This window comes from Heterorhizobium halophytocola (assembly GCF_017873095.1).
In the GTDB taxonomy this organism is placed as follows: domain Bacteria; phylum Pseudomonadota; class Alphaproteobacteria; order Rhizobiales; family Rhizobiaceae; genus Allorhizobium; species Allorhizobium halophytocola.
Window position 1 is genome coordinate 91,917 of record NZ_JAGGJU010000010.1, and the last position, 24,475, is coordinate 116,391.

At 60.0% G+C, this 24,475-nt stretch carries 34 protein-coding genes and 1 tRNA gene; 19 read left to right on the plus strand and 16 right to left on the minus strand.

Going from position 1 to position 24,475, the window contains the following annotated elements:
- Nucleotides 1-142: 142 nt before the first annotated feature.
- Entirely contained in the window at nt 143-742 is a 600-nt protein-coding gene (locus tag J2Z17_RS17735; RefSeq protein WP_209946980.1) for a hypothetical protein, read from the minus strand.
- A 63-nt stretch (nt 743-805) separates the two neighbouring features.
- Between J2Z17_RS17735 and J2Z17_RS17740 the strand changes: the two genes are divergently transcribed.
- On the plus strand, nt 806-1,168 hold the full coding sequence (locus J2Z17_RS17740) for a PRC-barrel domain-containing protein (protein ID WP_209946981.1): 363 nt from the start codon (nt 806-808) through the stop codon (nt 1,166-1,168).
- Nucleotides 1,169-1,393: 225 nt separating this feature from the next.
- On the opposite strand, the gene nusG is transcribed toward J2Z17_RS17740, so the two are convergent.
- Together nusG and J2Z17_RS17750 are read right to left on the minus strand one after the other, a co-directional pair.
- Nucleotides 1,394-2,089, minus strand: a complete 696-nt coding sequence (nusG, locus tag J2Z17_RS17745; protein WP_245224194.1) for a transcription termination/antitermination protein NusG — start codon at nt 2,087-2,089, stop codon at nt 1,394-1,396.
- A gap of 4 nt (nt 2,090-2,093) precedes the next feature.
- On the minus strand, nt 2,094-3,245 hold the full coding sequence (locus J2Z17_RS17750) for a helix-turn-helix domain-containing protein (protein WP_209946982.1): 1,152 nt from the start codon (nt 3,243-3,245) through the stop codon (nt 2,094-2,096).
- An 86-nt stretch (nt 3,246-3,331) separates the two neighbouring features.
- Here J2Z17_RS17750 and J2Z17_RS17755 point away from each other — a divergent pair, with 86 nt between their 5' ends.
- Nucleotides 3,332-3,583, plus strand: coding sequence for a DUF982 domain-containing protein (locus J2Z17_RS17755; protein WP_209946983.1), 252 nt, complete (start codon nt 3,332-3,334; stop codon nt 3,581-3,583).
- Between the two features lie 11 nt (nt 3,584-3,594).
- Here the strand turns inward: J2Z17_RS17755 and J2Z17_RS17760 are convergent, their stop codons facing one another.
- The 5 genes from J2Z17_RS17760 to J2Z17_RS17780 all read right to left on the minus strand — a co-directional run bounded on the left by J2Z17_RS17760 (nt 3,595) and on the right by J2Z17_RS17780 (nt 6,655).
- Nucleotides 3,595-3,888 carry a hypothetical protein gene (locus tag J2Z17_RS17760; protein ID WP_209946984.1) on the minus strand — a complete coding sequence of 98 codons (294 nt, stop codon included), beginning with the start codon at nt 3,886-3,888 and terminating at the stop codon, nt 3,595-3,597.
- Nucleotides 3,885-4,187 carry a hypothetical protein gene (locus tag J2Z17_RS17765; RefSeq protein WP_209946985.1) on the minus strand — a complete coding sequence of 101 codons (303 nt, stop codon included), beginning with the start codon at nt 4,185-4,187 and terminating at the stop codon, nt 3,885-3,887. The genes J2Z17_RS17760 and J2Z17_RS17765 overlap by 4 nt, the downstream gene beginning before the upstream one ends.
- A complete protein-coding gene (locus J2Z17_RS17770; protein WP_209946986.1) occupies nt 4,184-5,488 on the minus strand; it encodes a hypothetical protein in 1,305 nt (434 codons plus the stop codon). The genes J2Z17_RS17765 and J2Z17_RS17770 overlap by 4 nt, the downstream gene beginning before the upstream one ends.
- Nucleotides 5,489-5,597: 109 nt before the next feature.
- Entirely contained in the window at nt 5,598-6,065 is a 468-nt protein-coding gene (locus J2Z17_RS17775; protein WP_209946987.1) for a phage regulatory CII family protein, read from the minus strand.
- Between the two features lie 326 nt (nt 6,066-6,391).
- Complete coding sequence (locus tag J2Z17_RS17780; RefSeq protein WP_209946988.1) at nt 6,392-6,655, minus strand: carph-isopro domain-containing protein; 264 nt, start codon at nt 6,653-6,655, stop codon at nt 6,392-6,394.
- On the opposite strand from J2Z17_RS17780, the gene J2Z17_RS17785 reads away from it, so the two are divergent.
- The 8 genes from J2Z17_RS17785 (at nt 6,654) to J2Z17_RS17820 (ending at nt 11,139) form a co-directional block, all read left to right on the plus strand.
- Nucleotides 6,654-7,448, plus strand: a complete 795-nt coding sequence (locus tag J2Z17_RS17785) for a LexA family transcriptional regulator (protein ID WP_209946989.1) — start codon at nt 6,654-6,656, stop codon at nt 7,446-7,448. The two genes, J2Z17_RS17780 and J2Z17_RS17785, sit on opposite strands and share 2 nt — an antisense overlap.
- 456 nt (nt 7,449-7,904) lie before the next feature.
- A complete protein-coding gene (locus tag J2Z17_RS17790) occupies nt 7,905-8,087 on the plus strand; it encodes a hypothetical protein (RefSeq protein ID WP_209946990.1) in 183 nt (60 codons plus the stop codon).
- Between the two features lie 72 nt (nt 8,088-8,159).
- Nucleotides 8,160-8,696: a hypothetical protein gene (locus J2Z17_RS17795; protein WP_209946991.1), complete on the plus strand. Its 537-nt coding sequence runs from the start codon at nt 8,160-8,162 to the stop codon at nt 8,694-8,696.
- The gene (locus J2Z17_RS17800) at nt 8,696-8,884 is read left to right on the plus strand and encodes a hypothetical protein (RefSeq protein WP_209946992.1); all 189 of its coding nucleotides are present in this window, start codon (nt 8,696-8,698) and stop codon (nt 8,882-8,884) included. The genes J2Z17_RS17795 and J2Z17_RS17800 overlap by 1 nt, the downstream gene beginning before the upstream one ends.
- Entirely contained in the window at nt 8,881-9,501 is a 621-nt protein-coding gene (locus tag J2Z17_RS17805; protein WP_209946993.1) for a hypothetical protein, read from the plus strand. The genes J2Z17_RS17800 and J2Z17_RS17805 overlap by 4 nt, the downstream gene beginning before the upstream one ends.
- Nucleotides 9,498-9,746, plus strand: a complete 249-nt coding sequence (locus J2Z17_RS17810) for a helix-turn-helix transcriptional regulator (protein ID WP_209946994.1) — start codon at nt 9,498-9,500, stop codon at nt 9,744-9,746. The genes J2Z17_RS17805 and J2Z17_RS17810 overlap by 4 nt, the downstream gene beginning before the upstream one ends.
- On the plus strand, nt 9,746-10,825 hold the full coding sequence (locus J2Z17_RS17815; protein ID WP_209946995.1) for a tyrosine-type recombinase/integrase: 1,080 nt from the start codon (nt 9,746-9,748) through the stop codon (nt 10,823-10,825). The genes J2Z17_RS17810 and J2Z17_RS17815 overlap by 1 nt, the downstream gene beginning before the upstream one ends.
- A gap of 80 nt (nt 10,826-10,905) precedes the next feature.
- Nucleotides 10,906-11,139, plus strand: coding sequence for a hypothetical protein (locus tag J2Z17_RS17820; protein WP_209946996.1), 234 nt, complete (start codon nt 10,906-10,908; stop codon nt 11,137-11,139).
- Between the two features lie 30 nt (nt 11,140-11,169).
- On the opposite strand, the gene J2Z17_RS17825 is transcribed toward J2Z17_RS17820, so the two are convergent.
- The 4 genes from J2Z17_RS17825 to J2Z17_RS17840 all read right to left on the minus strand — a co-directional run bounded on the left by J2Z17_RS17825 (nt 11,170) and on the right by J2Z17_RS17840 (nt 14,702).
- Nucleotides 11,170-11,586: a MarR family winged helix-turn-helix transcriptional regulator gene (locus tag J2Z17_RS17825; RefSeq protein ID WP_209946997.1), complete on the minus strand. Its 417-nt coding sequence runs from the start codon at nt 11,584-11,586 to the stop codon at nt 11,170-11,172.
- Between the two features lie 360 nt (nt 11,587-11,946).
- On the minus strand, nt 11,947-12,363 hold the full coding sequence (locus J2Z17_RS17830) for a MarR family winged helix-turn-helix transcriptional regulator (RefSeq protein WP_245224195.1): 417 nt from the start codon (nt 12,361-12,363) through the stop codon (nt 11,947-11,949).
- Between the two features lie 537 nt (nt 12,364-12,900).
- Entirely contained in the window at nt 12,901-13,932 is a 1,032-nt protein-coding gene (locus J2Z17_RS17835; RefSeq protein WP_209946999.1) for a helix-turn-helix domain-containing protein, read from the minus strand.
- A 685-nt stretch (nt 13,933-14,617) separates the two neighbouring features.
- A tRNA-Leu gene (locus tag J2Z17_RS17840) sits at nt 14,618-14,702 on the minus strand.
- Nucleotides 14,703-14,892: 190 nt separating this feature from the next.
- Here J2Z17_RS17840 and J2Z17_RS17845 point away from each other — a divergent pair.
- Nucleotides 14,893-15,483 (plus strand): YqaA family protein, encoded by a 591-nt coding sequence (locus tag J2Z17_RS17845; protein ID WP_209947000.1) that lies wholly within the window; start codon nt 14,893-14,895, stop codon nt 15,481-15,483.
- A 12-nt stretch (nt 15,484-15,495) separates the two neighbouring features.
- Complete coding sequence (locus J2Z17_RS17850; protein ID WP_209947001.1) at nt 15,496-16,005, plus strand: disulfide bond formation protein B; 510 nt, start codon at nt 15,496-15,498, stop codon at nt 16,003-16,005.
- A 40-nt stretch (nt 16,006-16,045) separates the two neighbouring features.
- Here the strand turns inward: J2Z17_RS17850 and J2Z17_RS17855 are convergent, their stop codons facing one another.
- The gene (locus J2Z17_RS17855) at nt 16,046-16,603 is read right to left on the minus strand and encodes an HNH endonuclease (RefSeq protein WP_209947002.1); all 558 of its coding nucleotides are present in this window, start codon (nt 16,601-16,603) and stop codon (nt 16,046-16,048) included.
- 87 nt (nt 16,604-16,690) lie between these two features.
- Complete coding sequence (locus tag J2Z17_RS17860; protein WP_377300140.1) at nt 16,691-17,368, minus strand: DNA-3-methyladenine glycosylase family protein; 678 nt, start codon at nt 17,366-17,368, stop codon at nt 16,691-16,693.
- A gap of 47 nt (nt 17,369-17,415) precedes the next feature.
- Between J2Z17_RS17860 and gluQRS the strand changes: the two genes are divergently transcribed.
- A complete protein-coding gene (gluQRS, locus tag J2Z17_RS17865) occupies nt 17,416-18,297 on the plus strand; it encodes a tRNA glutamyl-Q(34) synthetase GluQRS (protein ID WP_209947135.1) in 882 nt (293 codons plus the stop codon).
- Here gluQRS and J2Z17_RS17870 read toward each other — a convergent pair.
- Nucleotides 18,262-19,167, minus strand: a complete 906-nt coding sequence (locus J2Z17_RS17870; RefSeq protein ID WP_209947003.1) for a YihY/virulence factor BrkB family protein — start codon at nt 19,165-19,167, stop codon at nt 18,262-18,264. The genes gluQRS and J2Z17_RS17870 overlap by 36 nt on opposite strands.
- An 84-nt stretch (nt 19,168-19,251) precedes the next feature.
- Between J2Z17_RS17870 and J2Z17_RS17875 the strand changes: the two genes are divergently transcribed.
- The 6 genes from J2Z17_RS17875 (at nt 19,252) to J2Z17_RS17900 (ending at nt 23,789) form a co-directional block, all read left to right on the plus strand.
- Entirely contained in the window at nt 19,252-20,085 is an 834-nt protein-coding gene (locus J2Z17_RS17875) for an SDR family oxidoreductase (RefSeq protein WP_209947004.1), read from the plus strand.
- 29 nt (nt 20,086-20,114) lie between these two features.
- Nucleotides 20,115-20,312 carry a twin transmembrane helix small protein gene (locus J2Z17_RS17880; protein ID WP_209947005.1) on the plus strand — a complete coding sequence of 66 codons (198 nt, stop codon included), beginning with the start codon at nt 20,115-20,117 and terminating at the stop codon, nt 20,310-20,312.
- A gap of 12 nt (nt 20,313-20,324) precedes the next feature.
- Complete coding sequence (locus tag J2Z17_RS17885; RefSeq protein WP_209947006.1) at nt 20,325-20,903, plus strand: cob(I)yrinic acid a,c-diamide adenosyltransferase; 579 nt, start codon at nt 20,325-20,327, stop codon at nt 20,901-20,903.
- Nucleotides 20,904-21,078: 175 nt separating this feature from the next.
- Nucleotides 21,079-21,828 carry an electron transfer flavoprotein subunit beta/FixA family protein gene (locus J2Z17_RS17890; RefSeq protein ID WP_209947007.1) on the plus strand — a complete coding sequence of 250 codons (750 nt, stop codon included), beginning with the start codon at nt 21,079-21,081 and terminating at the stop codon, nt 21,826-21,828.
- 27 nt (nt 21,829-21,855) lie between these two features.
- The gene (locus tag J2Z17_RS17895; RefSeq protein ID WP_209947008.1) at nt 21,856-22,785 is read left to right on the plus strand and encodes an electron transfer flavoprotein subunit alpha/FixB family protein; all 930 of its coding nucleotides are present in this window, start codon (nt 21,856-21,858) and stop codon (nt 22,783-22,785) included.
- Between the two features lie 110 nt (nt 22,786-22,895).
- On the plus strand, nt 22,896-23,789 hold the full coding sequence (locus tag J2Z17_RS17900) for a 3-hydroxybutyryl-CoA dehydrogenase (RefSeq protein WP_245224196.1): 894 nt from the start codon (nt 22,896-22,898) through the stop codon (nt 23,787-23,789).
- Nucleotides 23,790-23,802: 13 nt separating this feature from the next.
- Here the strand turns inward: J2Z17_RS17900 and tlpA are convergent, their stop codons facing one another.
- Complete coding sequence (gene tlpA / locus J2Z17_RS17905) at nt 23,803-24,474, minus strand: thiol:disulfide interchange protein TlpA (RefSeq protein WP_209947010.1); 672 nt, start codon at nt 24,472-24,474, stop codon at nt 23,803-23,805.
- Nucleotide 24,475 lies beyond the last annotated feature (1 nt).

The window sequence follows — 24,475 nt, forward strand, 5'->3', positions numbered from 1 at the left end:
ATCCGTGTACCGCTTGCGATGAAGCGCACTGGCAAAATCGCGCAGTAGCGCGCCCCCGTGTCTGATCGAAAACGCCGAAACGGTCCCTGAATGGGGGGCCGCCGGCGGGGGCGAGGGGCGCATCCGAGGGGCGGTCCGCTCCTCAGGGTGCCAGCTTGTCGAGGGCCGCCTCGACCCGCTGACGTAGCAGCGGTCCGGCGATACGGTTAAACGCGGCCTTGGTGGCGCCGCTGGTCATCTCCACCGGGATGACGACACCCGATCTGGCATAGGTGACCTTCTTGCCGCGACTGCCATCCGAACGGCCTCCCCACCCGGAGCCAGCCCTCACCATCACATGCCCGTTCCATTTGCTGACTTCGCGACGGTTGGGCCATTGACCGCCCGTCATGAAAGCACCGGGATAGAAGGTTTTCTTGCCAAAGGCATTGGCCCAGACACCGCCGTCTACTTCCTTAGGCCCTAAGTATTTGAGCCGGATGTTTCCGCCGCGCGTCACCATGTCGTAGGAGAGCCGGCCCCTGCTCGCCTTGGTCGGATCACCGACCGCCTTGACGATCGTCTTGCGCGGCAGCCCCGTCTGCTTGGTCAGGTTGCGGATCACCTGCGTCTTGGCCCTGTTACCCACCTGGTTGACGATCCGCGGCAGGACCTTAGGAAAGCGCTCGTTCAAAAGATGGATGCGTTTGCCGAACGTGCGGACGTTGGCGTCGGCCCAGCGGATTTTAAGAAGATTGGCCATGACTGCCCAGGCTATGGAACATAGGTTTACGCCCTTCCGTTTGCACGCAGAGGGAGAAACGACATGACGCAAGAATATGAACCCAATAATCTGAACGTGATCGACAGCGATCAAGTGCAGGGGATCAAAATCTTTGGTTCGAAATCGGAAAAGCTCGGATCGATCGACAAGCTAGTCATCCATAAAGCGAAGGGGCACATCTGCTTCGTCATACTGAGACCCAGCGATGAATTGGAGATTGGAAGCGATCTCTATCCCATACCCTGGGATACACTGAGCTACGACGAGACGGCAGATAGCTACCTGACAGGGCTCTCAAAAGATCAACTCGAAGGGGCCCCCCGATACCACTCTGATCGAACATGGACCGAAGACCAGGCCGCGCATATCCACGACTACTACGGCGTTTCGACATATTGGTTTTAGAGCCGACCGCTGTATACAAAAAAGGCGGCCTTTAAGCCGCCTAAAGTTTAGCTGCTGGGAGGAGAGCAAAGCTTACGCACTGACCCTGAATCGGTGCCCATCTGGGCTTGATCAGGGCTGGGGATGGTAGCGCTGTTCCCTTGGCTTAATGGAGCCTGTTCTGGCGGGATCTCGTCCCGACATCGGAGGGTGCACTGGTCCAACTCGTCCAGTGGCCAATTGGTCTCACAGCTTTTTCAAAAACGCAAGTGGCATGCTGTCGATATCGAATGCTCTTCCCTCGACATGGATGCGCACACTCGCTCTCGGTTCCCGGCTCCATTTGACGGCCGTCACAACGCACGCAAACTCCGCAAACGGCCCGAAGCTGATTTCCGCCCGGTCCCCCTGCCCGATCGATTTGTCTGCTGGCATCCGCGATACATCTGCCCGTTCCAAAATACCTTTGAAAACAGAGATATGCGCATCAGGAATGACATAGCAACCAACCGAGCCGCCAACCAATCCGTAGATGCGATTGCTCGCCCGGCACAAGGCTGAGAATGCTTCCGCAGAAGGCACACAACGCACGAAAATGTAGCCGGGGAAGAACGGGCGGAAGCTATCAATCTTGCGCCCCTTTTGCACCCGAGAAAGCTTTTCGGTCGGCATGAAAGCTTCAACGTTTGCTTCGGCAAGCACAGTTTCCACAGCCTGTTCCTTACCAGTTTCTACCCGCAGGCAGAACCAGTGCGCCGAATTGGGGTGTGATTCGATCATGTCGCGCGACGCCTTCCTGAGTTTCGAATTCATGATTCTGGCCGTTCGGCTCTTGGCTTGGCTCGTCGCATAAGCCCTGGTTCGGTCATCGGGTCGGAGCTCCGCCTCGCTGAGCGGCCTATAGCCGAGCTTCTCGCCCTTGATCTTCTTTTCCTGCATCATCGCCTCACTCCGCCGCTTCGCTCGTGCCATCGTTGAAATTCGCCAGATAGGTGCACATTGCCTCGTCGGGGCTTCCCGGTGGCAGGAACCAGTATTTGAAACTCGACACTGGCCAGGGCCACGCCATCTGCTCGAAATACGCTTTCCAATTCAGCCACTCGCGGCTCTCGCGCTCGATCGAGACGAAGGCCTGCGAAAGCTCTTCGACCTGCGCAAGCACCGAGGTTGCACGCGGATCGTCAGCCATGGCTTTCGCCCTCGGCCAGCCATGGCTCATCTGCCGCCTGCGCCTATATTCGGCGGCAAATTCCGCGTTGTGCATCTGCCGCTGATCAAAAGCGTTCGGCGCCGGCCATTTCGTCGACATCGGCTTGGAAAATTCGGCAAGGAAGCTCGCAAACCAAGCCTTGGTCATTGCCTTGTGGACCTGCGTGCTCTCAGACGGCACCGCAGCAGCTGCCACGTCGTTGAAAAGCTTTTCTGCAAAATACGTCGACGGCGCTGGCGTATGAGATTTCTTTTGCGAACGCAGGAGCGCGATCCATGCATCACGGCGCTGTTCAGCAAGAGACCGTTCCTCGGCAGTCAGTTTGAACCATTCCCGCTTGGAGTTTTCCTTCGGCATGCCGTCGAACCCGGGCCAGCCCTTGATCGTTCGCCAAAACGCTTTCTCGATCGCTCTCCGACGTTCCTTCGAGCCATCGCTTCCGCGCGCCTCTCTCTCCATTAACGGTTCTACTAATGGTTCTATTACGGTTCGGGTGTCATGGTGACACCCGTCTCTGTCGTCAATGTCACCCCTATCGTCGTCAGTGTCACCCGTCTCACCCCCGTCAACGGGTGACATGGTGTCACCCCTCCCCTTACCTTCTTCTAACTTTTCGACGACCGCGATGTCGAAATCATAGCGGGTCGCCTGCCCCGGTCGGCCGCTAGCCTCCTGCACGACGACGAGCAGACCTTCCTCGACGAAATCTGCGAGAATCCGCTGCACGGTACGCTCTGAAAGTTCCGTTTCACGCGACAGCCGTGCCACCGTCGGCCAGATCCCGCGCCCGTCGTCGTCGGCAAAATCCGCTAGGCGCAGGGCCATAATCTTCCGGCTAGAAGAGCCGAGTGACGCCTTGAACATGCGGGACATGATCAGAATGCTCATTCTACGTCCCCGAAAAACTGCGTGTTGAACTCTGCCTCCCTTAGCAAGTAAGTTTTGCCCTCGATCCCAACGAAAGAGAGCGAGCCATGGCAATTCCACGCTGGAACGCGCCGGTCGATGTCGGCGTCGATCCCCTTGCAAAGCGGACAATCTCCAGCCCGCTTGAAGCGTTGGCATTTCTGACGGAGGAATGGCCGGGGCCGCATGATGATGCCTACGGAGCTGCCTTGCTGGCTTGCAATGCCGCGGTGGCCGGAACGCTGGATGCGGGGACCGCAAGGACCGAATTCAACAAGGCCTTGGACCGTCATCCTGATATATTGCCCAAGATCGGTTAGCGATTGACCTTTCATCGCCCCGCCCTCCCGGCCACGCTTTCCGCCAACCGCACCCGCGCCGCCTCGCACATCTCGTAAGCCGCCAGCGCAAACCATCCGTGCTCGTCGGCGTTGCGCCGTAGCGCCGTCAGGCGCGCGTCTATAAAAGCCAGAGCCTCCGGCCAGTCCCGCGCCCGAAACCGCGCCTTGATTGTCGCCTGATAGGTCAGCAGCAACGCCGGCGAGATCCGCCAGAGCCAGTCGGCCCTTTCCGCATCGTCACCCAGTGCGTCGAGCTGCTCGAAGAGCGGCATTTTCTCGTTCAACGGTCTGTCTCCTGGAAAAGCCGGATTGCCGGATCCATGCCGAGCGCGTCCCAGATCCGGTGCGCGTCGGCGGGTGAAACGGGCTGGCCAAGCCATGCCCTGTCGAAAATTTCTCTGGAAATCTGCGCCTCCCGCATCACGCGGGCGCGCTCGCCCTTCTCGGCATTGCGTCGATCGACGTCGTCATGGCGCCGCACATGAGACCACCGCGCCGCGAAGTCACCGGCATGAAGGATCTCGGCACGCAGAAAGGTCGCGAGCTCGGCCGCGTCATAGCGAAGTGCAAACGGCGAACTCATGACGTCACCGCCTGTCGCAGCCGATAGCCGCCCTCGGTCGCCCCTAGCAGCCCCTCATCAAGCAGTGCTTCGATCAGCGCGGTCGCCACGCTGGAACTGGTGCCGAAGCCACGGCGCAAACTGACCGCGTCAAACACCACCTGCCCCGCCATCCAGGCAAGCGCCTGCTGTCGCGTGGCCTCTGCCCGTTCCCGAGGTGTCCTGCGCGGCGTCTCCCGCGCAAACTCGTCCGCAGGCCTGAAACCGATCGGCGGCACATGACCGCCGGCACCCGGCAGCAGAGGGTCAGCGCTCTCATAGGCTTTCCAGTCCACCCGAATGATCCGCGGATAGCCTTCGCCGTAGCTGCCGTCGTGATTGCGTTCCCAGACAAACCAGGCGCAATTCATCTGACTCGATGCCTTCGGCCCGTCCCATCCGTCCCGGTGCATCATCGGCAGGCGCCGTGTCAGCACATAGATCCGGCTCGGCGGATGCTCGTCCATGACGAACCGCCGGTCATCGTCCTCGAAACCAAACATGAAATTGCTGTTGAGCAGCATCGCCATCTTGTTCGGCCGGTGCTCACGCAGCGCATGGGCGATAAAGGCATTGGCCACGCCATAGGGCGGGTTTGTCACGATATCGGGACCGACTGACCAGAGCTTGCTGAGGCCAACAGACAGCAGGAAGTCCCCAACCGCCTGGCGCGTGCCATCCCTGGTTTCGATCCCACGAGCGACGACATCCGAGATCGCCACCCGGTAGCCGGCGTCTTCCAGCGGCCGCAGGATCGCGCCTTTGCCGACGCTCGGTTCCAGCACATTCAGTCCGAAGCTTTCCAGCGCCAACAGCGTGCGGATCGCCTCGATCGGCGTCTCGTAGAGATCCTCGCCGCGCGCCTCTTTCGTTGCGGTCTTCGTGCCGATCGCATGCGCCGCCGCCTTTTTCAGACTGGCCCGGCTCGGCTCCAGCCCTTGCGCGAGCTGCGCCTTGATGATGCGGTCGATGAAACCCGGCCCCGCGCGCTCGGCATTCCTGAGCTTTCGCAGCTCGACCAGCCGCCGGCGATCCAGCCCGATGTCCTCAAGCGAGAAATTGTCCGCGCCCTCGGACATTTTGGGGCGCCCGACACGTGCCAACTTTCCACTGGCCTGCGCCTCGTCAACGGCGTCCGCGATCCGGATCTCGGCGTGCTTCTCGATCAGCAGCGCATCGGCCTGCATCTGCCTCGACGTCTCGATCAAGCGATGCGACGCATGCACCTTCTCCGCGTAGCCGGCCGCTGCTTTCGCCTCGTCATAGGCGCCGATCGCCAGCATACGCGCCGCCGCCAGATCGCCGTCGTCGAGCAGCGCCCGCGCATGCCGAAGCGTCGCGAGAAGATCGACGGATGTGCCGTGGTCAACACGGGCAAGCGCATTCATCGGCTCAACCCTCTTCGCTCAGTTTATCGATGACGAAGTGCACGGCCCGCATCAGCTGCCGCAGCTTGCGCAACAGTTCGCGGCGCTCGAAGCCGTCGATCCGTCCGTCGGCAAAGGCCGCTCGCGCCAGGCGCCAGAGATCCGTCGCCTCGTCCATGATCAGCAGCGCATCCGATTCGCTCAGTTCCGCCGCCAGTTGCGCGCGCGACGCGAGCGGCACCAACTGGTAGCTCAGAACCTGCGCCATCGCGGAAAGGATCACCGGGCTCTTGGCCCGCCGGTCCGCCTCGATGGCAACATCGATCGGGATCAGCTTTTCGGCATACTCGTCATTGAAAGACGCATATTTCGAAAGCGTCGAGACATTGACGCGCGTCATCAGCGGAAACGCCGTCACGCCGCCGCCCAGCGTATAGGCAGCCTCGGTCGAAGCCTTCAGGCTGCGGATTTCGATGTCGGAAACAGTGCGCACGAAAGCACCCCTGAGTTAGGTCAAGGAAAGAGAAAAGCGAAAGGATTCCGTGAGAACCGCGCGAGCCCGGCTTAGGCTCGGCCCATCAGATCAAGGAGGACCGCATGCCCAATCCCAGGGAAAAAACCGCCGGAGCGGTCCGCCATTTCGCACATAAAGCCCCTGAGAGGGCGCCGTGCCCCGTCCGAAGGCTCGTCGCCGTGAGGAGAATGAAAAATCCTTGCCGTCCCCGCACCGCACGAGGAAAGGCGCAGAGACGGCAAGGCCAATCCCGCCGCGGGAGTGCGGCCCGGGTGTCAGCGGGAAGGGAGTGGAAAGGGGGCCGGTCATTGGGCCGACTCTGGCAGAATAGTCTGATCTACAACCTCGCCCTTTCGGCGCGCGGCACAGTTCGCGCGATACAAGTCGTCAGCCCCATAAGCCGTAAGTGCGAGGATGATTGACCAATGACGATCCGGTATACCGGTCTTCGCCCACTTATAGACGGCATCGCGCGAGATCTTTGCATTGCTGGCAATCGCGAGACGCTCAATTGACGACGGGCCGCCAGCTTCGGCGATGATCGTGGATATGGTCGGAGGCTCATTCATGCAGTCTCCTTTAATGGATTTAAAATCCACAAACAACTCAAAGAAATCCAAACCTGATTTTTTTTCCGAAATTATGATGGCCGGCATGACAGAATGGTGGGAACGACTAGAAAAAAAGCGTGAAGAGCTCCAATGGAGCAAGGCGGAACTCGCGCGCCGTTCCGGCATCAACTATGACAGCATCAACAAGTACCTTCGTGGCGATATTAGCCAACCACGTGGCAACATCCTATCGACTCTCGCCGAAACCCTAGGCGTCAGTGCGATCTGGCTACGTGAAGGAATAGGGGCGGAGGATACCGAGGCACACCCCTCCCCTAGCCGGCTTGTTTCGGTAATTGTTGCCGGGCGGGTTGAGGCCGGCGCCTTTCGCGAGGTTGATCAATTCGACCAGTCAGAGCGCATTGTTTTGTCGATGCCCGCAGACGACCGCTTTCCGAATGCACGCCTAATGGCGTTTGATGTGTCGGGCGACTCAATGAACGATCTGAAACCCCGTCCGATCCTACCAGGTGATCGCGCTATCTGCGTCGCCTATGAAGACACCGCTCAAGAGATGCCCCTGCGAGACGGAATGGTCGTTGTTATCGAGAGAACGCTCGGCGGCGGGCATATACGAGAATGGTCAATAAAGCAGGTCGAAATTTACAAAGACCGTACAGAATTTCATCCACGCTCGACGAACACCAAACACAAGCCGATCATCGTGCCGAACGATATAGATGCCGACGACGGAAGCCACGTCGAGGTGATCGGGCTAGTCCGCCGCATCGTCAACGATCTGCCGCTTTAGCTAGCGCGTCACAGCGAAGACCCGCCCAATAGCACTGTCACAATGCGAGCACTTGAAGCGTAGGTTGGCGAGCAATCCGCTCCCTAGCAACTCTTCTACATCCTCAGGCGCATCATCGACCTGAGGAACGCTAACGATGCGCGAGGCCTCCCTCATGCAATTTTCGCATCGTATGTGGAGCTCGTAATTAGCCTTACACGTAAAATTATACATAGAACATGTTCTCCGTCTGTTCCTGTTTGCGAGCATCAAGCGGCCGAGTCGAGTCAAAAATAGAGAATGGATTTTATTTCCAATTTAGATTGACGTTTTAACTTTATGGATTTAATTTCCACATTGTCCCGCCGCGTCCCCTCCCCTCGGCGGGCACCGCAAAAGCGGCCGGCGCTGGTCTACCCCTCCTCGAAAGGACCCGTGCCGGCCGTCGCGTCAACCGGGAAGCTTTAAGGAACACTCATGACCCCGAGACAACAAGAAACCGCCCGCCGCATTGCCGACAGCGCACTGGAGCGTGGTCAGGGACCCACCCGTGAGGAAGCCCGGCGCGAGTTCGGGCTCCGGGATGGCCAACTGACCGACACGGTCATAGACGAGGCCGCACGTCTCTATGTCGCCGGCACCGAGCGTCGCGTCGCCTGATCCGCTCCGGTCTCCGCAGCCGCCTTCCAAGGGCAGCGCTGCGGTTTCCCGAACGGACGATGGAGATCCCTGATGACATCGCAGATACGCATTCCCCTGTTCACCCGCCGCATCCCGCGCCGGCCTGTCGAGATCCAGCCGATGACACCCTTGCAGACGCTGCCCCGCAGCCAGGCTGCGATCAATCGCCGTTTGACTTATGCCCTCGGCGCCGTGCTCGCCTTTTCCCTACCCACGGCCGTCGCCCACCTATGGGCAAGCGCGGCATGGGCACAGGAGGCCGACGACGTTGTCGGTCTCGCCGTGCAGGATTCGGCAGTGCCCTTTCTGCTGACGGTCCCGGGTGTCGTCACCGCGACCATTCTCGCCGCCTGCGGGCTGGCCTCGACAATCTATGCCTTCGCCATCCTGCTGCGACCCCGCCGGTCCGGCCGCGGCGAAGAGGTGCGCGCGGCAATTGCCTTCGCGCTGACACTCCCCAGTCGCAACGTCCGTCCTTTTCTACATGCTTTCAACGATGGCGACGTCCAAGCGCTGTCCATCTGCTGGCCCGAATGGACCGCCTTTCAGTGCCGGTGGCTGATGACGGAACCGGATTGGACAAAGTGATGCGGACAGAAATCTCTCATAGCCATCCCAAACCGGCATCGGGTCAGTTGCGCAGCTGGAAGCCGCTGCAGAAGACCGTGCTGCAGAGGACATGCGTCGTGCCCGGCGGCATTTGCACCATCCAGGTCTCCGTTCCCAGCATTACCATGCACACCAATGCGCTGGCCAAGACCAGGATACGGCCATGAATCTCGCGACGGCACGCAGTCTGTATCTAAAAGCCCGCAGTAGCATCGCGACTGCGTCGCCGGAATACACCCGCCTGTTCGATCACAACGCCCACCGCCCGCAGATCGGCGCCAGGGATCCCCTCACCCGACTGGTGGCGCCGATCGCCACCATCCTGCGTCCCTGCCACGTCGATGACGAGGAAGTGCTGTTCAACAGCCGCGACTATATCGAGGCCTGCATTCTCGTGGCCGAACAGTCCTTCGACGAAGTGCGACGGCTGAAACGCGAGGTAGAGCAGTTGCAGGCGAAGCGTCAGCGCGAAGCCGGCCGCAAGGACTATGCCGCGCAATGCGCCATGGCCTGCGACAAGCCGGCATTTCGCCAATGGCTCGCCGACGTCCATGGCGCCGACATTTCCGACCGCGAGCGCATCGCCACGCGCCTCCGTTCGATCCTGAACATCCGCTCGCGCGGCGAACTCAACATCGACGAGAGCGCCGCCGCCCGCTGGAAATCCCTGCAGGCGGATTTCGAGGCCTCGCTGAGGACACGCCGCAAGGGCATCCGACACCAACAGACCATTTTCGACCACAGCAGCCATCCAAACACGCAATGTGAGGAGATATCACGATGAAGGCGAACAGGCCCGAGGTCTTGCCCTTGTCATTGCCGCCGCGCGGCCTCGCCCGTGAGCAGGCAGCAGCCTATGTCGGCATATCGACAAGCCTCTTTGACCGGCTGATCAGAGAGGGCACCATGCCCAAACCGAAAAGGGCCAGTGGGCGCACCGTCTGGGATCGCCTTTCGCTGGACCGTGCCTTCGTCCGCCTGCCCGGTGGAGATGAGCCGGAAGAAGATGACTGGTTGACGGAGGTCTGATGTCGAAGAAATTCTCCAGGAAATACGTCGTCGAGGACAGGACGGACGGCGTGCTGCGGTTCTATTTTCGAAAGCGAGGCCAGCGAAAGGTTCGGCTCCCCGGCCTGCCGGGCAGTGACGAATTCAACGCCATGTACTACCGCGCCTTGAATGGCGAAATCGACTTCGGGCCAACCGGCCCGAAGATGTCGACCAAGGGCACGCTGCGCTGGCTCTGCGAACAGTATTTCCAGAGTGCCGAGTACAAGCGCCTGGACAAGAGCACGCGCCATGTCCGCAAGCTCGTGGTCGAACGCATGTGGGCGGAGCCGATCCGGCCCGACTCGACACGGATTTTCGAGGACATACCGCTGTCTGCAATCACTCCGCGGGCTGTGCGCACGCTGCGCGATCGGCGCGCGGACAAGCGCGAAGCCGCCAATAGCCGCATCAAGGCCCTGAGGGCCATCTTTGCATGGGCCTGCAAGCCGGACGTCGAGCTGATGAGCAGCAATCCAGCCCGGGACGTGCCGTATTTCCCGCAGGAAGGCGACGGCTTCCATTCCTGGACAGAGGAAGAGATCGCTCGCTTCGAGGAAACGCACCCGATCGGCACGAAGCCGAGGCTGGCCATGGCGCTGCTGCTCTACACCGGCCAGCGCCGCAGCGACATCATCCTGTTCGGTCGCCAGCATGTCTTCAACGGCTGCCTGCGCTTCACCCAGTTCAAGGGCAGGAAGAGGAAGCCGGTCACTTTGGAAATCCCGATCCATTCCCGGCTGCAGAAAGTGATCGATGCCTCGCCATGCGGCGAGATCACGTTTCTGGTCACCGAGTTCGGCAAGGGATTCACCGCGCCAGGTTTCGGCAACTGGTTCCGGGCTCAATGCGACAAGGCGGGCCTGAAACAGTGTTCGGCGCACGGCTTGCGCAAGGCAGCATCCGCACGCCTGGCCGAGAGGGGTGCGACAGAGAAACAGATCATGGCGATCACCGGCCACTCGACCTCCAAGGAAGTCACACGCTACACAAAAGCTGCAAGCCAGAAACGGCTGGCAGAGAGCGCAATGGTTCTGCTGGACGAAAGCACCGACGACTGATTGCAAAAGCGGACAACGCCCTCGCTTTCCTGATAGACCCTTGATCCAGGCCGCCGGTATGGACGCGCAAGGAAACGCATATGCTATCGCAGAAATTCATCGTCATTCCCTACAAGAAAAGCAGGGGCGGAATGACGCCCGGCGAAATCAGACAGGCAAGCAACGCCGGCTCCGCCGAGAAGATAGCGACTGCCATGTCTGAGCGACATCCCGGTGTCGCGGCCTATTCGGTCATGGTCGACAACGAAACCGGCGACATGACGTCACCGACGTTGATTGTGTCTTTCGGGGAAATTCCGTCTTTGGAAGACTGAGCAGTCAGCACTGCTGGCACGGCTCGCAAATCAATCGCGTGACTGGTCTGGCATAACCCTGGTAGCTTTTCTCAACATGCGCACAAACGCTGCCTGTTCATCCTCATTGAGGCCATCCATCAGCAGCACCTGCATATCGCGTAAAATTGGGCGGACCTGCTGCAGCAAGTCGCTTCCGGTATTGGTTACGAAGAGTGATAAATCATCTCCTTCGCCCACGGATCGGATTAGCTTGGCATGCGCTATCCGTTCGACAGCTGACTTCGTATCCGCCCGATCGAACGCTACATGGTCAGCAAGTCTTCTCGCATCCAGGCCCGGATGGTCGTTGATTGTTTGAAGGGCGGCACACTCGGCCGCCGTAAGGTTATAGCCTCGCCTGTGCATTTCTTCTGCAAGCAGGGAGGCGGACGCTTGTGTCAAGCGCCTGAGTAGCAGACCCGGCATACTTCCCCTCCAGAAAACACATATTCTAAATTAGAGTACTTACATTTTCCAGGATTACAAATAATAATTCGCATATATTTCTGAGGGCGACGTTTCGCCGCCCTCCATCTCAGAATTACCAACTGCGAAAGTCCGAATTAAAATTGATTTCTAATGTAGAAATCATAGATAAATCCAGCACTTTACTTTTCTTGCAGGAGAAAAATTGGCGCCCTCCTCGACAACTATCTCGGCTTTGATTCGTATAGCAGGCGACGCTGCCTTTCAAGCCGCCTCAAAAGCCATGAAATAACCGCGAAAGCTCAAAAGGGGAAGAAATTACTTAAAATCTTGCGTCTAAACCGAATATCCAGGCGCCAATTAGGTCACTTTAAGCGGGGCTCTGCTATTCTCGTTTACTGCATCAGTCGCCTTTCGAAGGAGACTCATGAACGCTTCTCTTTCATTGGCATCGAGGCCCTGAAGTAGCAGATCCTGTGTATGCCGAACTATGGGGCGGAGCTTTTCAGTGATTATAGAGCCTGCGTCGGTCAAAAAAAGCTCGCGCGCCCGTCGGTCAGTCGGGCTAATTCGGCGGCGGACTAATTGTTTCTTCATTAAACGCTCGATCACGCCTCCCACGGTGACCCGGTCATGGGCTAGATTGTTGGCTAGCGTTGCCTGGTCCATACCCGGTCTGTCACCGATAGCCTGCAACGCAATATATTGAACGGGAGTGAGATCGTATCCCTGTGCCTTGGTCTCTTCTATAAACATCGAGACCGATGCTTGGTTCATTCGCCTCACTAGGTGAGATGGTAACTCCTGAAAATCCCGCATTTGTGTGCCCTTCAGCTTTTTGACAGGCCACCCGCTGGCCTTAATTGAAGATATAGTCGAAATTTTCCGGACTTAAATTATATCTTAGACTCTTGGAAAAGATCGAACACTTATGCTCGGTAAGCGTTGCCCCCTAAGAAGCGTGGACGGTCTCAAATTCCCATTTGAAACGATCTACGTCTTTTAGGCGCAGCTACACTGCACGCCTCAAATAACGGAGGACGAGGATGTCAGTTCCCCATCTAAATCACGAAGAACTCATCTGGTTAAGAGGGCTTCTCCGAGGAGGTGGCCAGCTAATGCCGGAAGATATCGCAATCAAATTAGAGCGAATTGGGCTGGTTGAACGACGAATCGTGGGTGAAGCCGCCTCTGCTCGACGCGTTCTGGTTGTGAGCGCTACTGCGGATAAGCGACGTGCGAGAAACCTAGTTCGCCTGACAATGACGCACTAAAGTTTTACTCATTAGCCATTGTTAAGATGGCGGCATCCCCTCAGGCACGCATCAGCCAGTCGACAAAAGTGCTGCCGCCATCATTGGGCCCTCTCTGATCGATCTCCGAAGCGTCACGCGCTTCGCTTGGCCGAAAGCCGTAGCGTTTCTGGAATTGACGGCTAAATGAGGAAGGATTGACGAAGCCGTATTCGTAGGCGATCGAACTTATTAGCTTGCCTTCATTTATTTTCGCCAAGGCCTGTTGGCAGGCAGCCAATCGACGGTTCTTTATGAAAGTCGCCACACCGCCATGATTTTCAAAAAGATAGAACAGATTGCGCCGAGATAGGCCGAGCCGTGCGCAGATCATGTCGGGCGTCAGATCCGGCGACTTAAGGTTTTCAGCTATGAAACGCCTGACACGGTCGAACTGGGTGGCCGCTATGGGGGCCTTGGCGGCCTCCAGGTTCGCCGGAGTCTGACGCACCATTGCTCTGACAAGGGATCCGAACGCTTCGTTCAAGGCCACGCCATCTGTAACAGTTAGCATGTGTGCCCGGTTTTTCACTGACAAGAGAAAATCTCCGATGATGCCAGACATCGGTCCCGCCACCCGCAAGTGCGAAGCCCGGTCGAGTTCCTCCGCGATGTCCCAAAAATCATCGCGGCTGAAAAATAGACTCGAATATTCCGCGCCTTCCAGCTTGCCAGCAAACGGAGCTGCATAGGAATAAAGCGCAAGGTCGCCAGCCTTGGCGCCAAATCCTCTGTGGTGACTGTCCACCTTCAGCCTTCCCTGCGTCACAAGGCCGAGGCACCAATGATCCAGCTGTGATTTGCGGATAGCATTTGGGCCATAATCGAGGGTCAGGGAAGGAAGCGTATAATTGGTCAGGAACACCGAGCCTAATTGGAAGACTTCCGAACTCGCAAGAAACCCTGTCCTATGCGGTGCCGTCGCCTGTATGTCGGTCATCCCCTTGCTGAACGCACGCCAGGCATCAAGCTGCTCGTGCAATCCGTAAGATGCCGTCGAGAATTTGAGAGTTGGAACGGCTTTACCATCCGGCGCCATGGAGCTTTGCGTCATTTCGAATACTCTTCAGAAGCGACGACCAAAAACTTCAGTTCCACAAAATCATACGGCGTCGCACACACGGTATGGTTCAGCACCGCAGGCTTTTCACCTGAGTGCTCGTCCGCTAAATCGCCACCGGGACAGCCGTTCCCAATCGAAAATTGGCGTCAAGCCACCGGAAATGCCAGATATGAATAAGACCAAGACAGCCATATTTTTATCGACAAAACGCGCAATTGAATTCTCTCTGCGTGCAAAATGAGACGCCGCTCGTAAAAACAGCTTTGTCTCAAATGCAGCGGTCGCAGAAACCTTGAGCGTGCACTCCGTATAAGGCGGCTATCTTTCTATTTCCATCCAACCAGACCCAACAAACGCATTTGTGATCAAATGCGGGAAATTTTAGATTTTCCAGTAGCGGCAAGCGTTGGCGGGCAACGGCACGACAATGGACGATGCGTATATGCCGCACGATCCACGATTTCATCACGCCGAGAGTTGTCCCAAACCAACCATCATCATCGAATGTTCTAGGTAGCGTCCACCCTCAGCCGATAGGCATCCACCGACAGACGAAAAATGCCTCGCTTAGCAGGCCTGAAGCGTGAACAAATGTGTCCAGCTTTTCGGGGGGTCGAAAATCGTCTGGACAACCAGCGGCATTTTATAAAATAAAATCAATGCCGTAAAAAAATGGTGGTGCCCCATGCCGGAATCGAACCAGCACTCCTTTCGGAACTCGATTTTGAGTCGAGCGCGTCTACCAGTTCCGCCAATGGGGCCCGAGCGATCTCGGAGATCGAAACTGCGGGTCGGACTATACGAATGGCCATGCCATGGTCAACAGGCTTTTTGACCGCCTTCTATTTCACGCAATTGTTTGTAGGCTGGCGCTCTCGGAATAGCGCGGGGTGATTTACACGAGCCCGCCACTTTCCTATGACCCTTGTGCGCTCAAACCGGAAACCGTCAATGCTGCGTCGAATTTACGACTGGACCATGTCGCTGGCATCTCGCAAGTCAGCGGAAGTCTGGCTCGCCATCATCGCCTTCGTGGAAAGCTCGGTCTTCCTGGTGCCCGCGGACGTGCTGTTCATCCCCATGACGCTTGCCCGGCCGGAGCGGGCCTGGCGCTATGCGTTGACGGCCACACTGTTTTCAGTGCTCGGCGGCATCGCCGGCTGGATGCTCGGCTACTATGCCTTCGAGACGATTGCCCGCCCGATCCTCGAATTCTATGGCAAGGCCGAGGCCTTCGATAGCCTGCGCACCGGCGTCGACTACAAGACGGTGCTGCTGCTGCTTGTCACCTCCGGCCTCGCGCACCTGCCGCCGATCAAGGTGGTCACCATCCTGGCCGGCGTTGCCCATGTCGACATCGTGCTTTTCATCGTCTCGGCGATCCTTGCGCGGGGCGCCCGATTCCTGCTGATCGCCTGGCTGCTCAGACGCTACGGCGAACCGATCCGCCATTTCATCGAAAAGCAGATGGGCCGCATCGCCCTTGCCCTGGCGGCCTTTGCCATTCTCGCCTATCTCGCCTACCGCTTCCTTGCCCACTGAGAACCCCGCCCCATGGACACGACGCAATCGCAAAATCGCACTCTTGCCGCCCTGCTGGTCACGGTCGGAATGATCGTGGTCATCGGCTCGGCGCTCGCCTTCGAGCATATCGGCGGCTATATCCCCTGCCATCTCTGCCTGATCGAGCGGAAACCCTATTATATCGGGATCCCCCTCGGCGTGCTGGCCGTGGTCTCGCACATGCTGAAACTGCCGGTCTGGATCACCCGCACTTTGCTGGGGCTCATCGCCCTGCTGATGATCGCCGATGCCGGGATCAGCGCCTATCATGCCGGCGTGGAATACAAGTGGTGGGACGGACCGTCGAGCTGCACCTTCGATGCGACGTCCGGAGGCGGTGGCGGCGGAGACATCCTCAGCCAGCTAAACGACGTCCATGGTCCGAGCTGCTCGGATGCGGCGATCCGCATTCTCGGCCTGTCGCTTGCCGGCTGGAACGTGATTGCCGGCCTGGTACTTTCAGCCATTGCCGCCTTCGGCGCAAAGCAGAAGGCCGCCTGACGAGGGCGGCCTTGAGAGCAGGAGACGGCGGTCGGCCGGATTAGGGCTGCAATTCGCTGTCCCAGTAGAGATAGTCGATCCAGCTGTCGTGCAGGTAGTTCGGCGGAAACAGCCGGCCGTTGTTGTGCAGATCGTGCACGGTGGGCCGGTAGGGTTTCTGCGACGGAAACATCTGCGCCTGGCGCGGCAGCTTGCTGCCTTTCCTCAGATTGCACGGCGAACAGGCCGCCACGACATTTTCCCAGGTCGTCTCGCCGCCATGGGCGCGCGGGATCACATGGTCGAAGGTCAGGTCGTCATGGGTTCCGCAATATTGGCACTGGAAGCGGTCGCGCAGGAAGACGTTGAACCGGGTAAAGGCCGGGTTGCGGGTCGGCTGGACATAGGATTTCAGGCTGACGACGCTCGGCACACGCATGCTGAAGCTGGGCGAGCACACCGAATGGTCGTATTCGGCGATGATGTTGACGCGATCGAGGAACACCGCCTTGATCGCATCCTGCCAGGACCAGAGGGAAAGCGGATAATAGCTAAGCGGCCTGTAATCGGCATTCAGCACGAGCGCCGGCAGGGAACTGGGAGAAACAGCAATCGTCAAGGGCATCTCCTAGATCGATTCGTCATCTACTCCTTCTATATTAGGTCCGTTGTTACAGGATTGTGAAGCCAAATAAATACGGGGCTTTCAGGCCTGCGACAGATTGGCCCCGGGGGTCGCCTCGCGACCGGTGTTCAGCGCATAGAACGCCCAGAACAGACGGGCGGCCACCGCGCGCCATGGCTGCCAGCAAAGCGCGATTTCGCGGACCGCGGCGATATCGGGCCGCTCGGGCAGACCGAAGGCAAGCTGCACGGCGACCCGGAGCGCCAGATCCCCCGCCGGGAAGATATCCGGATGTCCGCCGCAGAACATCAGATAGACCTCGGCGGTCCAGGGGCCGATCCCCGGCAGCGCGACGAGTTCGGCAAGTGCTTCATCGGCCGGCAAGGCGGCGATTGCCAGGAGGTCGATATCGCCCGCTGCATCCCGCGCCGCAAGATGCCGCAAGGTGCGGATCTTCGCCCCCGAAAGGCCGATCGAGGCAATCTGCTCGTCCGGCAGTCCGGCAAAACCGGCAGCGGTCGGCGGCGTTCCGGTGGCCGCCACGAGCCGGCGCCATATGGCATCGGCACTTGCCCGCGACACCATCTGCGATACGACGATATGGGCAAGGCCCGCAAAGCCGGGTTCGGCAAGCCGCAGCGGAAGCGGACCCGTCAGCCGGCTGATCGGCTGGAGGCGCGGATCGCGCAGGATGAGAGCGTCCAGGCCTCGCGCCACGTCGGCGGACGATCGGATGGGTGTCAGGAGGTCGGATGTCACGCACGGTACCGGCTTGGTGAAAGAAGATCTTCGTGGCAGAAGAAATCATGATCGCCGACATCCGTCAAAAGTCCCGCTTCCGTTTTGCCCCGAGCCCCAACGGTGCGCTGCATCTGGGTCATGCGCTTTCAGCCTTGCTGAACCACGACATGGCGGCCGCGGAGCAAGGAGACTTCCTGCTGCGGATCGAGGATATCGACATCAACAGATGTACGCCCGAGCTGGAGCGGGCGATCCTGGACGATCTCCACTGGCTCGGCCTTGGCTGGGACGGGCCCGTTCGACGGCAATCCGAGCATCTCGCCCATTACCGTGCGGCGCTCGACCGGCTGATTGCAGAAGATCTCGCCTACCCCGCCTTCTTGACGCGCGGCGACGTGAAGGCGCAGGTCGCCGCTGCCGAGCAGGTCGGCGCGGCCTGGCCGCGAGACCCGGACGGCGCACCGCATTATCCGGGCGAGGACAGAGGCCTCGACGCGAATGTGCGCGGCAGGCGGATCGCGGCCGGCGACCGGCATGCCTGGCGGCTCGACATGCAGGCAGCACTTGCCAGGATAAAACAGCCGCTTGCCTGGACGGAAAGCGGTGAGGCCGAGCGGGGCGAGATCGAGGCAGATCCGTCGGCCTGGGGCGACATCGTGCTGTGGCGCGCGGATGCGCCGTCGAGCTATCACCTGTCGGTCGTGCTGGACGATGCGCTGCAGGGCATTACCCATGTGGTCCGCGGTCTCGACCTCTATCATGCAACCAGCGTGCATCGGCTGCTGCAGGTGCTGCTCGGCTTGCCCGCGCCGCTTTATCATCATCACAGGCTGGTGCTTGCCGACGACGGTCGAAAGCTGTCGAAGAGCAACGGAGATGCGGGGCTGGCGGCCTTGCGGGACACCGGCGCCTCACCGCTCGACATCCGCCGTCTCGTCGGGCTCTAGCCCGTCCGCCGCAGCAGGTTCGATGACGGCAGCGGGTATGACGGAGAATTTCAGGAAAGCCGCATTCACCTCTGCGCCGATCAGAAAGATCACGGCGATCATGTAGAGGAAGACGATGACGATCATGATCGATGCCAGCCCGGCATAGGTGGCCGCGTAATTGGCGAAATTGCCGAGATAATAGGTGAAGATCAGGCCGCCGATCATCCACAGGAAGATCGTCAGGCAGACGCCGGGCAGCACGTCGATCAGCCGCCGCTTGCCGGCCGGCAGACCGAGATGGGAAACCACCAGTCCGATGACGAGGACGGAGATCGTGCCCATGATCCGCCAGGTCGACAGCGTCGTCAGCAGGCCCTTCATCAGCGGGAACCAGGTCTCGGCGAAACGCAGCGCGATCGGCACGGCGACCAGAAGCGTGCTGAGAAACGCCAGCACGACGACGGCGAGCAGCACATAGCCGAGGCTGACGAGACGGGTGATGTACCAGGCGCGGGGCTCGGATACCCGATAGGCGCGGTTGAGCGCGATCCTCAGCGCCTCCACCCCGTTGGAGGCGAAATAGGCAGCGGCCAGCACCGAGATCGTCAGCAGGCCGCCGCGCGGAATGGTCAGGACCCGGATCAGTTCGTCCGACAACGGCGAGGCGATCTCCTCCGGCCAGGTGTCGAAAATCAGGTGGATGGCGGTCTCCGTGAAGCTGTCGGCACCGAGAAAAGCCGCCATGGCTGCGCCGAAGATCAGGAAGGGAAAGACCGCCAGCAGGGCCGAAAGCGCGATATGGCTGGCCATCGCCCAGCCATCATCCTCGCTGAAATGAAAAATGGCATCCAGTATCACTCGGACGAGCGTTTTCGCGACGGCTCGCATTCCATCCCCTTGTCCTTGGCCAGGATCGTTTGCCAGGCCGAATCGAATATGGGAAGGGTAACCGCTTTTTGAAGGAGGCACTGCATGACCGGCCAGAAAACCATCATCGTCACCGGCTGCTCCTCCGGAATCGGCGCCTATGCGGCGCGCGCGCTGAAGAAGGACGGCTGGCGGGTCTTTGCCACCGTCCGACGCGAAGAGGATCGCGAGGCCTTGCGCGCCGAGGATATCGAGACCCTGCTGATGGACTATACCGACGGCGACAGCATCGCCGCTGTTGTCGAGGAGGTCACCCGGGCAACCGAGGGGCGGGTCGATGCGCTGTTCAACAATGGGGCCTATGGCCAGCCGGGCGCGGTCGAGGACCTGTCGACCGACGTTCTGCGCCAACAGTTCGAGACCAATGTCTTCGGCTGGCATGACCTGACGCGGCGGATCATTCCGCTGATGCGGGCCAGGGGCACGGGCCGGATCGTCCAGTGCTCGTCGATCCTCGGCATCGTCCCGTATCGCTATCGCGGCGCCTATACAGCGTCCAAATTCGCCATCGAGGGCCTCAGCGTGACGCTGCGGATGGAACTCGACGGCAGCGGCATTCATGTGAGCCTGATCGAGCCAGGCCCGATCGACACCCGCTTCACGGCCAATGCGCTGAAAAAGATCGAGGAAAACATCGATCTGAAAAACTCCGCGCATGCCAAGGAATACAAGCGCCAGCTTGCCCGCCTCGATGGCAGCGGCCCGGTCAACCGGCACAAGCTCGGACCCGAGGCGGTCTACGATGTGCTACGCCACGCCTTGACCGCCAAGCGGCCGCGACCCCATTATCTGGTCACCAGGCCAGCCAAGCAGGGTGCGCTGTTGAAGCGTCTCCTGCCCGCCGATCTGTTTTATCGGGCGATGCGGGCGCTGGACTGAGGATCATACGGGGGGAGAACGAGAATTTCATGTCCGGTTTTACGAGTATTTTGGCGCTCATCGTCATGGGGCTCGTCGTCCTCGTGCTGGCGCGGGGATTGTTCAACATGATGCGGGGCGGCAGCGGCAACACCTCCAACAAGCTGATGCGGCTGCGCGTTCTGTTGCAGGCGATCGCCGTCGGGCTGATCATGCTGACCCTGTGGCTGACCGGCGGCGGCAGATAAGATCAAGGTATCATGGTCAAGCTCAACAAGATCTACACCCGCACCGGGGATGACGGTACGACAGGACTGGTCTCGGGACCGCGCAGGCTGAAGCACGACCTGCGCGTCGAGGCCTATGGCACGATCGACGAGACGAGTTCGGCGATCGGGATCGCGCGCCTGCATCTCGCCGATCTCCCCACCGTCGATGCGATGCTGATGCGCATCCAGAACGATCTATTCGATCTGGGAGCCGATCTCGCGACGCCGCCGACGGACGAGGTGCTCGGCTACGAACCGCTGCGAATCGTGGCTGCCCAGGTCGATCGGCTGGAGCAGGAGATCGACGCGCTGAACGGCGAACTCGATCCGCTTACCTCCTTCGTCCTTGCCGGGGGCTCCCCGGCTTCTGCCTATCTGCATCTGGCGCGCACCATAGCCCGGCGTGCCGAGCGGCTGATCGTGGCCTTGACGAAAAGCGAAGGCGAGGTCGTCGGCGCAAGCGTCGTCATGTATGTCAACCGGCTTTCCGACTTCCTCTTCGTCGCCGCGCGCTATGCAAACGACCGTGGTAAGTCAGACGTGCTGTGGGTGCCGGGACAGAACCGGTGAGAGCGTCGACAACGCGTTTGACGTTCACGTAAACGTAAATTATGCGTTTAAACCGCCTGTGCGACGGGACGCGTCGTTGTAATTGCGAAAAAAATGCGTATCCATGTCGCCAACTGACCATCGGAGGGCCACCCGAAAGCGCATTTTTCGGGCCAGGCAATGAAGGAAGGAACCCATGAAAGTACTTGTGACCGTCAAGCGGGTTGTCGACTACAACGTGAAGATCCGCGTAAAGCCGGATGGCACGGGCGTCGAGCTTGCAAACGTGAAAATGTCGATGAACCCCTTCGATGAGATTTCCGTCGAAGAGGCCCTGCGGCTGAAGGAAGCCGGCAAGGCGGACGAAGTCGTCGTCGTTTCGATTGGTCCGGCAAAGGCCGAGGAGACCCTGCGCACGGGTCTGGCCATGGGTGCAGACCGCGCGATCCTGATCGAGACCGATGAAACCGTCGAGCCGCTCGCCGTTGCCAAGATCCTGAAGGGCGTGATTGACGCCGAGCAGCCGGGTCTGGTGATCACCGGCAAGCAGGCGATCGACGACGACAGCAACCAGACCGGCCAGATGCTGTCGGCGCTGATGGGCTGGCCACAGGCGACATTCGCCTCCAAGCTCGAGATCAAGGATGGTTCTGCCGACGTCACCCGCGAAGTGGATGGCGGTCTGCAGACGATCAACGTCAAGCTGCCGGCCGTCGTCACCACCGACCTTCGCCTGAACGAACCGCGCTACGCTTCCTTGCCGAACATCATGAAGGCGAAGAAGAAGCCGCTCGACAAGAAGACGCCCGCCGATTTCGGCGTCGATGTCAGCCCGCGCCTGAAGGTTCTGAAGACCGAGGAGCCGGGTGGCCGCAAGGCCGGCGTCAAGGTCGGATCGGTTGCCGAACTGGTCGACAAGCTGAAGAACGAAGCCGGCGTGCTCTAAAGCAGACGGACAAGGAGAACAGATAAAATGACCATTCTTCTTCTGGCAGAACATGACGGCCAGACCGTCTCGGACCAGACCGCCAAGGCCCTGACCGCCGCCGCCGCGATCGGCGGCGACGTGCATGTGCTGGTGGCCGGTGCCGGCGCCAAGGGTGCTGCCGATGCAGCCGCCAAGCTGTCGGGCGTCTCCAAGGTATTGCTCGCCGACGACGCAAGCCTCGGCAACAATCTGGCAGAACCGCTGGCAGCCCTGATCGTCTCGCTGGCCGGTTCCTACGACGTGCTGATGTCCGCCGCCACGTCGGTCGGCAAGAACGTCATGCCGCGCGTTGCCGCGCTGCTCGACGTCATGCAGCTTTCCGACGTCATCGAGGTCGTCTCGGCGGACACGTTCAAGCGTCCCATCTATGCCGGCAACGCCATCCAGACCGTGCAGTCGACCGACGCCAAGAAGGTGATCACCGTGCGCACCGCCTCCTTCCAGGCGGCCGGCGAAGGTGGTTCGGCGTCGGTGGAAAGCGTTTCGGCGGCAGCCGATCCCGGCCTTTCGAGCCATCTCTCGGATGCCCTGTCGTCGTCCGACCGTCCGGAACTGACCTCCGCCAAGATCATCATCTCCGGCGGCCGTGCCCTCGGCTCCTCGGAGAAGTTCCAGGAAGTCATCCTGCCGGTGGCCGACAAGCTCGGGGCCGCCGTCGGTGCATCGCGCGCTGCCGTCGATGCCGGCTATGCGCCGAACGACTGGCAGGTTGGCCAGACCGGCAAGGTGGTTGCCCCGGATCTCTACATCGCCTGCGGTATTTCCGGCGCGATCCAGCATCTGGCCGGCATGAAGGACAGCAAGGTAATCGTCGCGATCAACAAGGACGAGGAGGCACCGATTTTCCAGGTTGCCGATTACGGTCTTGTCGCCGATCTGTTCGAAGCGCTGCCAGAACTCGAAAAAGCGCTCTGACGCGCTTTTCGCATCAGCGAAAAGACTGGCAAATGACGCCGAGCGCGTCTATCAATTTGGCCGGGCCGTCGACGAGACGCCCGGCCAAATTAGTATCGTGACTGGGAAAGATGGAGAGAGCCGTGGAAGCGACGATCACCAATGTCGGCATTATCGGCGCCGGCCAGATGGGCTGCGGCATTGCGCAAGTGGCTGCGGCCGCGGGCTACACCGTCACCATCTACGACCTGTCCAAGGACCGGATCGAAGCCGGCCTTGCCACGATCAACGGCAATCTGGCCCGCCAGGTTTCCAACGGCAAGATGCATGAGGACGAGCGCATGGCCGCCCTCTCGCGCATGTCCGGCACCGCCGATGTCAACGATCTCGCCTCCATGGACCTGGTGATCGAGGCGGCGACCGAGGACGAAAGCGTCAAGCGCAAGATCTTCGCCCAGCTCTGCCCGGCACTGAAGCCGGAAGCCCTGATCGCGACCAACACCTCCTCGCTGTCGATCACTCGCCTTGCGGCGGCGACCGACAGGCCGGAGCGCTTCATGGGCATCCATTTCATGAACCCGGTGCCGGTGATGAAACTGGTGGAACTGGTGCGCGGCATCGCCACCGAAGAGACGACGTTCACGGCGGCGAAGAATTTCGTCAAGTCGCTCGACAAGACCATCACGGTTGCCGAGGACTTCCCGGCCTTCATCGTCAACCGAATCCTGCTGCCGATGATCAATGAGGCGATCTACACGCTTTACGAAGGCGTCGGTTCGGTCGATGCGATCGATACGGCGATGAAGCTTGGCGCCAACCACCCGATGGGCCCGCTGCAGCTCGCCGATTTCATCGGTCTCGACACCTGCCTGTCGATCATGCAGGTGCTGCATGACGGGCTGGCCGACAGCAAATACCGACCCTGCCCGCTTCTGGTGAAATATGTCGAGGCCGGCTGGCTCGGCCGCAAGTCCGGCCGCGGTTTCTACGATTATCGCGGCGAGACGCCCGTCCCGACGCGCTGACCGGCCACAGGTTTCACGCGCCGCTCTTGCTGCTGGCGGCGTCGACCAGGCGCTTGGCGTCCGGGCTGTCCCAGGCGGCAGGTCCGTTCATCGAGCCCAGCAGGCAGCCCTTGCCGTCGATCAGCAGGGTCACCGGCAGGCCAAAGGCCAGGCCTTCCTTCTTCATCCGGTTGAACACGCCCATGGTGTCATCGCGGTAGAGCTTCAGACTGTCGACGCCGATCTCGCTCAGGAAGGATTTCGGCTTGTCGGCCGGGCCGGTGTCGATATTGATCGCCACCACCTGGAAGCTTTCGCTGCCGAGATCCTTTTCCAGCGCGTTCAGTGCCGGCATTTCCTCACGGCAGGGAATGCACCAGGTCGCCCACAGATTGACGAGGCGGGTCTTGCCGGCTGTATCGGCAAGCGAGGCCTCCTTGTCGGCGGCATCGGTGAAGTTGAGGCCCTCGATTCGGCGGGGCTCGGTCGCGGCCACCATGGCGGCCACCTGCCCGGTCATCTTGTCCTTGAGCGCGGCAGCCTTTGCCACAGCACCTTCGCATTGACCGCCATCCGCGCTCGCCACGGCATTGCCAGAGCCCGCCTCCTTCACGTATACCGCCACCGCACCGGCGAGAATGCCGGCAATCGCCGCAATTCCAACCAGCTTGACTGAAGGAAGTCCGAGGGGTCTTTTTTGGGTCATA

Coding starts and splice junctions, on each gene's coding strand:
- J2Z17_RS17735 (WP_209946980.1), bottom strand. CDS start 742: ATGGCCAATCTTCTTAAAATCCGCTGGGCCGACGCCAACGTCCGCACG.
- J2Z17_RS17740 (WP_209946981.1), top strand. CDS start 806: ATGACGCAAGAATATGAACCCAATAATCTGAACGTGATCGACAGCGAT.
- nusG (WP_245224194.1), bottom strand. CDS start 2,089: ATGATGCAGGAAAAGAAGATCAAGGGCGAGAAGCTCGGCTATAGGCCG.
- J2Z17_RS17750 (WP_209946982.1), bottom strand. CDS start 3,245: ATGAGCATTCTGATCATGTCCCGCATGTTCAAGGCGTCACTCGGCTCT.
- J2Z17_RS17755 (WP_209946983.1), top strand. CDS start 3,332: ATGGCAATTCCACGCTGGAACGCGCCGGTCGATGTCGGCGTCGATCCC.
- J2Z17_RS17765 (WP_209946985.1), bottom strand. CDS start 4,187: ATGAGTTCGCCGTTTGCACTTCGCTATGACGCGGCCGAGCTCGCGACC.
- J2Z17_RS17770 (WP_209946986.1), bottom strand. CDS start 5,488: ATGCTGGCGATCGGCGCCTATGACGAGGCGAAAGCAGCGGCCGGCTAC.
- J2Z17_RS17785 (WP_209946989.1), top strand. CDS start 6,654: ATGCAGTCTCCTTTAATGGATTTAAAATCCACAAACAACTCAAAGAAA.
- J2Z17_RS17780 (WP_209946988.1), bottom strand. CDS start 6,655: ATGAATGAGCCTCCGACCATATCCACGATCATCGCCGAAGCTGGCGGC.
- J2Z17_RS17790 (WP_209946990.1), top strand. CDS start 7,905: ATGACCCCGAGACAACAAGAAACCGCCCGCCGCATTGCCGACAGCGCA.
- J2Z17_RS17795 (WP_209946991.1), top strand. CDS start 8,160: ATGACATCGCAGATACGCATTCCCCTGTTCACCCGCCGCATCCCGCGC.
- J2Z17_RS17800 (WP_209946992.1), top strand. CDS start 8,696: ATGCGGACAGAAATCTCTCATAGCCATCCCAAACCGGCATCGGGTCAG.
- J2Z17_RS17805 (WP_209946993.1), top strand. CDS start 8,881: ATGAATCTCGCGACGGCACGCAGTCTGTATCTAAAAGCCCGCAGTAGC.
- J2Z17_RS17810 (WP_209946994.1), top strand. CDS start 9,498: ATGAAGGCGAACAGGCCCGAGGTCTTGCCCTTGTCATTGCCGCCGCGC.
- J2Z17_RS17815 (WP_209946995.1), top strand. CDS start 9,746: ATGTCGAAGAAATTCTCCAGGAAATACGTCGTCGAGGACAGGACGGAC.
- J2Z17_RS17820 (WP_209946996.1), top strand. CDS start 10,906: ATGCTATCGCAGAAATTCATCGTCATTCCCTACAAGAAAAGCAGGGGC.
- J2Z17_RS17825 (WP_209946997.1), bottom strand. CDS start 11,586: ATGCCGGGTCTGCTACTCAGGCGCTTGACACAAGCGTCCGCCTCCCTG.
- J2Z17_RS17830 (WP_245224195.1), bottom strand. CDS start 12,363: ATGAACCAAGCATCGGTCTCGATGTTTATAGAAGAGACCAAGGCACAG.
- J2Z17_RS17835 (WP_209946999.1), bottom strand. CDS start 13,932: ATGACGCAAAGCTCCATGGCGCCGGATGGTAAAGCCGTTCCAACTCTC.
- J2Z17_RS17845 (WP_209947000.1), top strand. CDS start 14,893: ATGCTGCGTCGAATTTACGACTGGACCATGTCGCTGGCATCTCGCAAG.
- J2Z17_RS17850 (WP_209947001.1), top strand. CDS start 15,496: ATGGACACGACGCAATCGCAAAATCGCACTCTTGCCGCCCTGCTGGTC.
- gluQRS (WP_209947135.1), top strand. CDS start 17,416: ATGATCGCCGACATCCGTCAAAAGTCCCGCTTCCGTTTTGCCCCGAGC.
- J2Z17_RS17870 (WP_209947003.1), bottom strand. CDS start 19,167: ATGCGAGCCGTCGCGAAAACGCTCGTCCGAGTGATACTGGATGCCATT.
- J2Z17_RS17875 (WP_209947004.1), top strand. CDS start 19,252: ATGACCGGCCAGAAAACCATCATCGTCACCGGCTGCTCCTCCGGAATC.
- J2Z17_RS17880 (WP_209947005.1), top strand. CDS start 20,115: ATGTCCGGTTTTACGAGTATTTTGGCGCTCATCGTCATGGGGCTCGTC.
- J2Z17_RS17885 (WP_209947006.1), top strand. CDS start 20,325: ATGGTCAAGCTCAACAAGATCTACACCCGCACCGGGGATGACGGTACG.
- J2Z17_RS17890 (WP_209947007.1), top strand. CDS start 21,079: ATGAAAGTACTTGTGACCGTCAAGCGGGTTGTCGACTACAACGTGAAG.
- J2Z17_RS17895 (WP_209947008.1), top strand. CDS start 21,856: ATGACCATTCTTCTTCTGGCAGAACATGACGGCCAGACCGTCTCGGAC.
- J2Z17_RS17900 (WP_245224196.1), top strand. CDS start 22,896: ATGGAGAGAGCCGTGGAAGCGACGATCACCAATGTCGGCATTATCGGC.
- tlpA (WP_209947010.1), bottom strand. CDS start 24,474: ATGACCCAAAAAAGACCCCTCGGACTTCCTTCAGTCAAGCTGGTTGGA.